Below are 10,369 nucleotides of genomic sequence, written 5' to 3' on the forward strand. Positions count from 1 at the left end.
AAAGTGTAAGAAAGGGGATAAGGAGATAAGGGTGATATGGAGATAAGATAATAGAAATAGATTGAAATTTATAGAAATAGGTAGAAATTGATTGTGGAAAACAACAAATTTCTATAAATTTCTATTAGTTTCTACTAATTTCAATTTTTTTAATAATATCTCCCTATCTCCTTAATCTCCACATCTCCTTTTGTTACACCACTTGAACGCTTACTAAAATTTGGATTCCCGCTTGCGCGGGAATGACAGGTAGAAAAACAATCTATCAAATTATCAGCGACGGAGCACTAGATTAAGACACCACCTAAAATTTGATGAGATTATGGAGCTTTATAATGACTAAAACAAAAAGGAAAATGCCGGCCATAGGCAAATGTTTTGACCATCTGGGCGGGCAAATAGCACCTGCTCTGTTCAACCGTCTGCTTGAGATGGGATGGATTAAGCCAAAAGAGGGAAAGAAGACTGTATTTGAGGCGACTGAAAAAGGTCGAAAGAAGTTTAAGGAAGTTTTCGGTATTGAGATTACCGAACTTAAGAAGGAAGACTTATGAATGAATATCTATCTTTTAAACAGAATCAAAGGCAAAAGATTATAGAAAAAATTAAACAAATCCTTCTGAATAAGGAAGAGGTTATTTTTGCCTTTATTTTTGGCTCTTTTTTAAATGAACCGTCCTTTAGAGACATTGATATTGGTGTTTATTTAAAGGATATAAAAGAAGAAGATGTTTTTAATTATGAATTGAAACTCGAAGAAATAGTGGCAAAAGGCTCTAAATTGGCTTTTGATATTGTTGAAATAAAGGTTTTGAATTTCGCACCAAATTATTTTTTAAATAATATCTTTACCAGGGGGCAATTACTTTTTTGCAAAAATTATCCATTGCTTTCAGAGATGATAGAAGACACTTCCTTAGACGCTTTGAGCAATGAATATATTGCTTATCAATCTTTAAAAGAATTAGTGGAGAATTAATCTTTATGGGAATAGACAGAGAGAAAATTAAACAAAGATTTTCAGAGATTAAAGAATCCTTAGCAGAGATACAACGGCTTACCTCAGTAGAGGAAAGGGAATTTTGGTCTAAAAAAGAGAATATGGCGGCGGTAAAATATTATTTATTGCAAGCAATTGAAGCGGTAGGTGGGATTTGTGTTCATATTGCTGCAAGAAGATTCAATAAGGGGGTTTCGGCTTTTGGAGAGTGCTTTGAGATATTAGGGAAAGAGGGGCTTTTAACCGAAGATATAGTCTTAAGATTAAGAAAAATGGTAAAATTTAGAAATAAGCTCATTCACCGCTATTGGGAAATTGAAGACAGGAATATTTTAGAATACACAAAAAATGACCTAATGGATTTCAATGAATTTATAACAGCAATTGGTAAATTGCTTTAACAGAAGGAAGACAATGAAAATATTAGGTATAAATGGCTCACAAAGAAAGGATGGCAATTCATACCTTCTCCTTAAATCCGCCTTTGAGGGGGTATGTAGCTGTTTAATGGGGTGGTTTTTTTAGTTCACTATTGATGCCAGGTGAGGGATTGAAAGGAATCCGAAGAGATTAGAGGAAGCAAAGAAATTTGGTTCTTTGGTCGTTAGGACTTTGATGAATAAGGAAAGAAAAAGCGTAACTATTCAGGTAATCCTTTTACCGCAGAGACGCAAGAGTTTACAGAGAAGATATGGAAATAAATCAGATAACAGAAAAGATTATTGGTGCAGTCATTGAAATACATAAGACCTGCTTGCCGAGTGTTCAGCCGGCAAGCCAGATTTGTTAATCCATCCCTGATTTTCATCAGTGCAAGTTTAATGTTGTTGTACTCAAGAACTTGCACTGATGAAAATCAGGGATGTTAAGCGTATCGTCCATAAATTTTAATTTTCTTCTCTGCGTCTCTGTGTCTCTGCGGTGAACGGTTACTCCTTTTTTGTTTCGCAAAAACTTCTTTTATGCTGGAGCCGTTAATATTTTATTACTAAACCTGATAATATTCACGCCAGTAGTTTAATATATCTTTGAGTGTTTTTTCAAAGGGGATAGTTGGTTGCCAACCGGTCTTTTCTCTAAATTTACTAAAATCTCCCAATAATATCTGAACATCAGAAGGACGCATTCGCGAGGGGTCTTGTTTTATTTCCACTTTTACCGTAGAAAGAGAAAGTAACATATCTAAAACCTCTTTTATGCTATACGCCTTTCCAGAGCAGATATTATAGACTTCGCCAGGGTCACATTTCTCAAGTGATAACCAATATCCCTTAGCCATATCCCGCACATCCGTAAAATCTCTTTTTGCCTCAAGATTTCCTACATATATAATTGGTTCTTTTAATCCCTTCTCTATCTCAGCAATTTGTTTAGCAAAATCTGCTTCTACAAATACCTCACCTCTTCGAGGACCACTATGATTAAATCCCCTTGTTCGGACAACATAGAGATTATAACTCATATAATATTGGTATCCTAATAAATCATGAGCTACTTTACTGACACCATAAGGGCTTAAAGGTCTTAGAGGATTAGTTTCTTTGATAGGGACTTCATCCTCATAAACCATTCCATATTCTTCAGAAGAGCCGGCAATTTGAATCCTTGTATGAGCTAAATGAGCTTTACGCACCGCCTCAAATATATTTAAAGTGCTTAAGATATTAGTCATTAAGGTTTCAGTAGGTGCCAGCCATGAAGTAGGAACAAAACTTTGAGCGGCTAAATGGAAGATTTTATCAGGTTGCATTTCTTCAATACAATTGAGAACTGATGTTGCATCTCTTAAATCACATTCGATTAGTGTTATTTTATCTTTAATATGTTCAATGGTTTCCATTCGACTACGCCATCTTTTAATTCCATAAACTTCGACATTTCCTTTTTCAAGCAAGAAATCAGCTAAATAACTCCCTGCAAATCCTGTGATACCCGTAATTAAACATCTTTCTGACATAATTTACCTCCATTTTTGGTAATTGGTAATTGGTAACTGGTTAAATGGTAATAGTTACCATTTCAAATTACCGATTTAATTATTTTTTTAATTTCTCGACTATTTTTTTTACTTCTTCTGCCCTTTGTTTTGGACAGATAAAGGTTGCTTCTTTTGTGCTGACTACAATTAAATCAGAGATTCCAATTGTAGCGATTAATTTTTCATCAGCCATAACAATACAATTTTGAGTATCAATTCCGAGGTGATTGCCTAAAATTACATTTTTATTCTCATCTTGAGAATATATCCTTTCTAATGCCCGCCAGCAACCCACATCGTCCCAGGTAAAATCTCCTTCAATCATCAAGATATTTTTAGCCTTTTCCATTATTCCAAAATCTATGGAGATATTTTCTACCCTTTGATAAAATTCTTCTATTTTCAGGTCATTTTCAACTTTCATTAATTTTGAGTATAAGTCTGGCATAAGGTTAGAAAAGGCATCAAGGATTGTTTGGATATGCCAGATAAACATTCCACTGTTCCACAGGTAACTTCCTTTTGCAAGGAATTCTTTTGCTGTATTCAGGTCAGGTTTTTCTCTAAATGAGATAACCTCATAGGTCGAGATGCCATTTTGTGTGGCTACTTTTTTTCCCATTTCTATATAGCCGTATCCAGTTTCAGGTCTTGTTGGTTTAATTCCAAAGGTTACAAGGTCTTCTTTCTCTTTAGCCACTTCATAAGCAATAGACAGAATTTTTAAGAATCTTTCTTTATCCGGAATAAAATGGTCTGCGGGTAAAACCGCCATCACCGCCTCTTTATCTTTATTTTTTAGATATAAAGTGGCTAATGCAATTGCTGGAGCAGTATTTTTACGCATTGGTTCTGCGATAATGTTATTCATCGTCAGGGTAGGGATTGCCGATAAAATTTTATCTCCGATAGTCCTATTTGTTACAATTAATATTCTCTCCTGGGGAATTAACTCTCTGATTCTATCCAGCGTTTCTTCTAATAATGTTTTTTTACTGGTAATTGATAATAATTGTTTTGGGGTATCAGGTTGACTTTTTGGCCAAAATCGTTCACCATACCCACCGGCTAAAATGATACCATATAACATTTTCCATATCTCCTGAGAGGAATAGTCTTCATCACTAACTACTTTTCAATTGTTCAACATACAATTTCCGTATCTCCAAAAATATCTTTTGGTAAGTCTCAGTTCTATAATCCGGATATGTCCATTCCCAGTTTTGAAATTCTTTTGATTTGAATCGTAATGTTACCTCACCATAAATCCCATCACGCAGGTAAATACGATGTTGATAATCTTTAGTTGTCGCTAACACCAGTTTTGACAGAGAAATGTAGCCGGGGTCAAGATTAATCCTTCGTTTTGAATCAAAACTAAATTCTTTTTCAGTTAAATTAGTAAAAATTTTAATGTCTGGAAGTTGACCGGGGTCAATTAAAATGGCAAAACTAATAAATTTCCTCTTTAGACTTATTCCCATTTCATGACTATAATAATTTGTAGAGTCAAATGGTAAAATTTGACTAAAAAAATCAATTTCACCAAACCGTTCCATTAGTTTTTGTTGTGCTAATTCAAATAATTTATTATCCCCGGAAATCATTCCCACAATTAATTTTACTGGCTTTGGTAATTTAATCTCACCCATTTTGTAACCGTTCAGGTAATTCTTTACCGCAGAGACGCAGAGAAAAAATTAAAATCTATTGGTAACTATTTAGCCACAGATGGACACAGATGAAACACTGATTTTATTTTTTTATCCGTGCTAATCCGTGTTAATCAGTGGCTGAATAGTTACTTTATTTCTATGTCTTTTCTGTTTCTCTGCGTCTCTGCGGTGAACGATTACCCCATTTTTTAAAAATCCTGTAAAGAGTGTTCGGAAATATCATCAGGTAAAACTACCTCTCCGCCTGCTCTAAATTCAGAAGTGCGGACATTAAAAATCCAATCATAGTTTTCAGCTGAGGTAATGATTTCTTTAATTGGTAGAGGTGAATCAATGATGTGAATCGTGTTTCCTAAAGTAAATGGATTTATGCGAAACTCATGGAAATATGGCCCAAATTGCGCCTCATTAGTATTAGTTAAGCCATTTTTATCGGTGCGTTGGAGTAGTTGTGTCATTACATCTTTACCATCAGTATATGCAATTTGCTTTTGCGTCCTTTCATCCCATATAAATCCTAATTTAGCCTGACGATGATGTTGACCATTATAGATTAGGATTGCATATCGTATATCCTTTAAGATATATTTTAAGTCTGAAAGTTTATCTTTTATTGGTTTTTGCAGAAATGATTTTTTCTGCTGTTTTTCTTCTGGCATTTGATATTTTGGCATTTTAATTGCATAGAATCCTACAGGGACTTTATTCTCAATCGTATATCCAGCAATAGCATCTCTGCTCTCACACATTAAATATCCTTCAAACATTTGCCTATTTTGTGGAAAATCAATATAGAAAGTAATTTTATGCAATGGAATACTCTGATTAAGATGTCCTGTGAACCCTTTGACTTGAAAAATTTGTTCACTATCATTAGTATATGTGCCTTGAAGATTGTAATTCTTTCCCTCCGAGCACAGGATTAATTGCAAAGTTCCTTTTAATCCATTAATATTAATATTATAGTTTCCACAAAAATCTGAGATTTGCACATAGGCATTTGCCACATTTATTAGTGTTATCAGAGGAATCATGGAAAAAAGAGCGAAAATGAACCGTTGCTCAAAGATTATCTTTTTCATTTAGTCGTTCCCCCTTTTTGTAATAATTTCCATGGATGTTTTTTTAAATCCAATGTTAGTTCTTCTATGTTTTTAGAGGCGTTTGTGAGACGATTAGCGATTTCTTCATCAGCTAATAATTTACCCAGACTACCTTCTCCTTTTTCTACTTTTTCAAGTATATTCTGGAGAGAAACTATGGTTTGACTTAATTCTGTAAATGTATTAGTTATATCCTTTTTTGTTCCAAGCACAGTATTGTTTATATTCTCAACGGTTTTATTTAATTGAATTGTGGTTTGCTTAAGTTTCTCGGTAGTTATTTTAACATCCTCACTATTTTCTTTAATTATCTTTTTTAATGAGGCACAGATTGCGTGGAGGTCTTTAATCGTTGAATTTAATTCATCTTTATTTTCAACTACTAATTCATTCAGGGTAATAGTAAAAATAAAGATATTTTTAATGATTTTATCAAATTCTACCCAGAGTTCTTCTCCGCCTAACATTTTATCCATAAAAGCAACTATTTTCTCTGATTTATAAACGACAGCCTCTGTTCTATTAAGCATTTCTTCTACATTCACTGGATTTATTCCCTGAATTACACTTTCTGATTTAAGAATTTTACCCTGATGTGTTCCCCGAGTAATTTCCACATATTTTTCTCCAACAATACCGAGGGAATTTATTGTAACCTGCGAATCACTTCTAATTTGAGCCGTGTGGTTTAATTTTAATGTTACTTCAATCTTCTCATTAACTAATTTAAGGTCTTTTACTTCACCAACTTCCATCCCGGCTAATCTTACTGGTGCACCCGCATCTAAACCACTAACATAGTCAAAATGAACGCGTATTAAGTATCCTTTGTAGAAAAAATATGGTCCACTGGCAACGATGATTAATATGCCTAAAATAGTTAATGCGACAGTAACCATAATTCCAACTTTTAATTCAGGACTTAGTTTCATTTATCTTCACTCCAATACTCCATTTATTGGTTTTCCTCCTGTAATGAATTGTTTAACAACAGGTTTTTTGGTGTTTCTTATTTCTTCAGGTGTTCCATCTTCAATAATCTTTCCATCTTCTAACATTGCAATTCTATCCGCAATTTGATATGCGGAAGTCATATCATGGGTAACAACAATAGAAGTTAATGATAGTTTTGCCTGAAGGTCTTTAATTAATTCATTTATTGCCGTTGCCATAATTGGGTCAATACCTGTTGTTGGTTCATCATACAGGATAATTTCAGGGTCTGCGGCAATCGCTCTGGCTAATCCAACCCTTTTTTTCATACCACCACTTAAATCGCAAGGCATTAAATTTTCTACCCCAGACAGACCTACAAGTTTTAGTTTTTCAGAAACTATCTTTGAGATAGTTGCATTATTTAATTTAGTATGTTCATCTAAGAAAAAGCCCACATTTTCCCGCACGGTTAGCGAGTCAAACAATGCCGCACCTTGAAAAAGCATGCCAAACTTTCTCCTGATTTGATTTAATTCATTTTCCTTAACTTTCGCAATATCTTTGCCAAAAATCTCTATTTTACCTTTATCAGGTTTTAGAATACCGATGATATGTTTTAAGAGAACACTTTTTCCACAGCCACTTCTGCCAATAATGACAATGACTTCCCCTTTATTTATCTGGATATTAACACCTTTTAAAACTTGAGTTTCCCCAAAATTCTTCCATAAATCAGTAATAAGAATCATCCTTACATCTCCACTTTTGATTTTGTAGTTGGATGCAATTAAAAAAGCACAATGGTTAAGAAATAATCCATCACTAAAATAAGCACGATTGAGATAACGACGGCGGAAGTCGTTGCCTTTCCAACCCCTTCAGCCCCACCATAGGTCGTAAAACCTTTGTAACAACTGACAAGCACAATCATTGCTCCAAAGAACATTGTTTTTATCAACCCACATATTATATCATCTGGGGCTAAAAAGTCAAGTGTTTTGTTAATATAAATGGAATGTTGGATTCCAAACTGCCACACGCCAATCATATATCCACCAAACATCCCAATAATATCAGCAAATATAGTTAGTAATGGGAGCATAATAATCGCGGCTAAAAACCTGGGTGCCGCTAAGTATTTAATTGGATTGACTGCCAGGGTATAGAGTGCATCAATTTGCTCGGTTACTTTCATACTGCCTATTTCAGCGGTAGTAGCGGCGCCAATTCTTCCTGCAACGATAATCGCGGTTAATACCGGCCCTAATTCCATAACCATAGACGCACCAACTAAACTGCCGGTATACATTTCAAATTCAACTAATTTAAACTGAAGATATGCCAGGTAAGCTAAAACCATTCCAACAAATAATGACATAAGACCAACTATGGGTAAGGTATTTATCCCAATTTCAACTAATTGGTGTATGATATATTTAGGTCTAAATGGTGGTTTAAATATTTGGATGATAATTTGTGGCAAGAAAAGACTCATTCCACCAATTTCCTCAAGGAAATAGTAGATTCTTTTTTTCATTCTTCTACCTTTGCGAGGTTTTCAAATCGAGTATATTTTTTTATAAAGGCTAATTTTACCGTTCCAATAGGACCATTGCGTTGTTTCCCAATGATTACTTCTGCTATCCCTTCATTTTCAGGAGTAGGTTTGTAGTATTCTTCGCGATAGACAAATGCTACCACATCTGCATCTTGTTCAATTGCACCTGATTCGCGTAAATCAGATAATTGTGGTTTTCTATCACCTCGTTTTTCTACCTCTCGTGAAAGTTGAGATAAAGCTATTATCGGGATATTTAATTCTCTGGCTAAAGATTTCAGAGAGCGAGATATTTCGGATATTTCCTGTTGGCGATTATCAATCTGCATCCTGCCTTGAACAAGTTGTAAATAATCGACTAAAATTAAGCCGATGTTATATTTTGCTTTAAGTCTTCGTGCCTTAGCCCTTATTTCTAATATTGGGATAGCTGGGGTATCATCGATGTAAAGCGGTGCGTCGGCTAATATTCCTGCCGCGGTCGTAAGTTTGGGCCAATCAGCCTCTCCTAAATAACCTGTTTTTAGTTTCTGGGCATCTACTCTTGCCTCCGAACATAAAGTTCGTTGAACTAATTGTTCCTTGCTCATCTCTAAACTGAATATTCCAACTGGAATCTTTTCGCGAGTACTGGCATACTGAGCAATATTCAACGCCAGACTTGATTTCCCCATAGATGGTCTTCCAGCAATAATAATTAAATCTGAGGGATGAAATCCTGATGTAAGAATATCTAAATCCACAAAACCCGTTGGTATGCCTGTTACATAAGTTTTTTTTGCGTAGAGATTTTCAATCATCTCAAAACTATCATGTAACATTTCGCCAATATGAACAAAATCACGGCTTATTTTACGCTGGACGATGTTAAAGATCAATTGTTCGGCATTATCCAACATTTGTGAAACATCTTCGGTTTGTTGATATGCCATAGAGACAATCTCAGTTGCCGCGGCGATAAGTCCTCTTATTACGGCTTTTTCATTGACAATTCGAATATAATATTCGACATTAGCCGCTGTCGGAACACTATTTAAGATAGTAGTCAGGTATAGTGGGCCACCAACATTACCCAACTCACCTTTTCTCTTTAATTCATTAGTTAAAGTAACTAAATCTACCGGTTCATTTCTTTCAAATAAATCTAAAATAGCACTATATATTTTACGATGCGTAGTTTTATAAAAAGCATCTTCACTTAAGACCTCAACCGCTTTACAAATCGCATCTTTATCCATTAACATTGCACCGATAACGGATACTTCAGCTTCGATTGATTGTGGTTGAATCTTTTCTGCAATTGCTTCTGGCAAACTCATTTGTATCCCCTCCCTTTTTTTGGTAAATGGTAACTGGTGAATGGTAATTAGTTCCCAATTACCAATTACTTACTTTTAATTTCGTGAAACCTTATTATTCACCTCCTTTTTCTCGGACTACCCTAAGACTTATTTCTGTTTCGACTTCTTTATGGAGTTTGATTGGAATTGTATAGACGCCCAAAAGTTTTATTGGTTGAGGAATATCAACCATCTTTTTATCCATTACAAAACCTTTTTTAGCCACTGCTTCAACAATGTCTTCTTTAGTTACCGAGCCAAAAATTTTATTTCCCTCACCTGCTTTTCTCGTAATAGTTATGGTAGTGTTTTTAAGGTTTTGACTAAATTCTATGGCTGTTTGTTTTTCGCGCTGGGCGAAAACTGCTATCCTTTTTTTCTCCTCATTGAGCCTTTCTAAATTACTCTTTGTAGCTGGCACCCCTAATCCTTTTGGGATTAAAAAATTCCTCGCATATCCTTCAGCCACATTTTTAATCTCACCTTTTTTCCCCACTCCTGTAATATCGGTTTTTAATATTACTTCCATTATCTATATCCTTAATTTTGGTAATTGGTAACTGGTAATTGGTTAAATGGTAATTGGTTAAATGGTAATTGGTTAACTATTATTCTGTCGCTGATAATTTGATTAGCACGGAGAGTAGTAACACTCGATATTCAAGTTTTTTTAAGATTAAGTGGTTTATCCTTTTTTAACCGCAAAGAACGCAAAGAAATTAACCGCAAAGAACGCAAAGATTATAGTGCTCTGTTAAGATTGAAGTTGCATGTTACT

General features: G+C 34.7%; 12 protein-coding genes. 3 read left to right on the forward strand and 9 right to left on the reverse strand.

Annotation, left to right across the window (positions count from 1 at the left end; all coding sequences use genetic code 11):
* Positions 1 to 335: 335 nt before the first annotated feature.
* The 3 genes from AB1414_09165 to AB1414_09175 are packed head-to-tail and all read left to right on the forward strand — an operon-like array spanning position 336 to position 1,401.
* The gene (locus AB1414_09165; GenBank protein MEW6607610.1) at positions 336 to 554 is read left to right on the forward strand and encodes a hypothetical protein; all 219 of its coding nucleotides are present in this window, start codon (positions 336 to 338) and stop codon (positions 552 to 554) included.
* Entirely contained in the window at positions 551 to 979 is a 429-nt protein-coding gene (locus tag AB1414_09170; GenBank protein MEW6607611.1) for a nucleotidyltransferase domain-containing protein, read from the forward strand. The genes AB1414_09165 and AB1414_09170 overlap by 4 nt, the downstream gene beginning before the upstream one ends.
* 5 nt (positions 980 to 984) lie before the next feature.
* Positions 985 to 1,401 (forward strand): DUF86 domain-containing protein, encoded by a 417-nt coding sequence (locus AB1414_09175; GenBank protein MEW6607612.1) that lies wholly within the window; start codon positions 985 to 987, stop codon positions 1,399 to 1,401.
* A gap of 587 nt (positions 1,402 to 1,988) precedes the next feature.
* On the opposite strand, the gene AB1414_09180 is transcribed toward AB1414_09175, so the two are convergent.
* From AB1414_09180 to rplI, 9 genes are all read right to left on the reverse strand, one after another.
* Positions 1,989 to 2,957 carry a GDP-mannose 4,6-dehydratase gene (locus AB1414_09180; GenBank protein ID MEW6607613.1) on the reverse strand — a complete coding sequence of 323 codons (969 nt, stop codon included), beginning with the start codon at positions 2,955 to 2,957 and terminating at the stop codon, positions 1,989 to 1,991.
* Positions 2,958 to 3,036: 79 nt separating this feature from the next.
* Positions 3,037 to 4,068 (reverse strand): mannose-1-phosphate guanylyltransferase, encoded by a 1,032-nt coding sequence (locus tag AB1414_09185; protein ID MEW6607614.1) that lies wholly within the window; start codon positions 4,066 to 4,068, stop codon positions 3,037 to 3,039.
* Positions 4,069 to 4,102: 34 nt separating this feature from the next.
* A complete protein-coding gene (locus AB1414_09190; protein ID MEW6607615.1) occupies positions 4,103 to 4,630 on the reverse strand; it encodes a DUF4416 family protein in 528 nt (175 codons plus the stop codon).
* A 212-nt stretch (positions 4,631 to 4,842) separates the two neighbouring features.
* Entirely contained in the window at positions 4,843 to 5,736 is an 894-nt protein-coding gene (locus AB1414_09195; GenBank protein MEW6607616.1) for a hypothetical protein, read from the reverse strand.
* The gene (locus AB1414_09200; GenBank protein MEW6607617.1) at positions 5,733 to 6,689 is read right to left on the reverse strand and encodes an MlaD family protein; all 957 of its coding nucleotides are present in this window, start codon (positions 6,687 to 6,689) and stop codon (positions 5,733 to 5,735) included. Before AB1414_09200 ends, AB1414_09195 begins: the two co-directional genes overlap by 4 nt.
* Before the next feature lie 6 nt (positions 6,690 to 6,695).
* Positions 6,696 to 7,442 (reverse strand): ABC transporter ATP-binding protein, encoded by a 747-nt coding sequence (locus AB1414_09205; protein ID MEW6607618.1) that lies wholly within the window; start codon positions 7,440 to 7,442, stop codon positions 6,696 to 6,698.
* A 38-nt stretch (positions 7,443 to 7,480) separates the two neighbouring features.
* Positions 7,481 to 8,230 (reverse strand): ABC transporter permease, encoded by a 750-nt coding sequence (locus AB1414_09210; GenBank protein MEW6607619.1) that lies wholly within the window; start codon positions 8,228 to 8,230, stop codon positions 7,481 to 7,483.
* Positions 8,227 to 9,570 carry a replicative DNA helicase gene (gene dnaB, locus AB1414_09215; GenBank protein ID MEW6607620.1) on the reverse strand — a complete coding sequence of 448 codons (1,344 nt, stop codon included), beginning with the start codon at positions 9,568 to 9,570 and terminating at the stop codon, positions 8,227 to 8,229. The genes AB1414_09210 and dnaB overlap by 4 nt, the downstream gene beginning before the upstream one ends.
* Positions 9,571 to 9,664: 94 nt before the next feature.
* Positions 9,665 to 10,120, reverse strand: a complete 456-nt coding sequence (gene rplI, locus AB1414_09220; GenBank protein MEW6607621.1) for a 50S ribosomal protein L9 — start codon at positions 10,118 to 10,120, stop codon at positions 9,665 to 9,667.
* Positions 10,121 to 10,369: the final 249 nt, after the last annotated feature.

The organism is bacterium (assembly GCA_040755795.1).
Taxonomy (GTDB): domain Bacteria; phylum UBA9089; class CG2-30-40-21; order CG2-30-40-21; family SBAY01; genus JBFLXS01.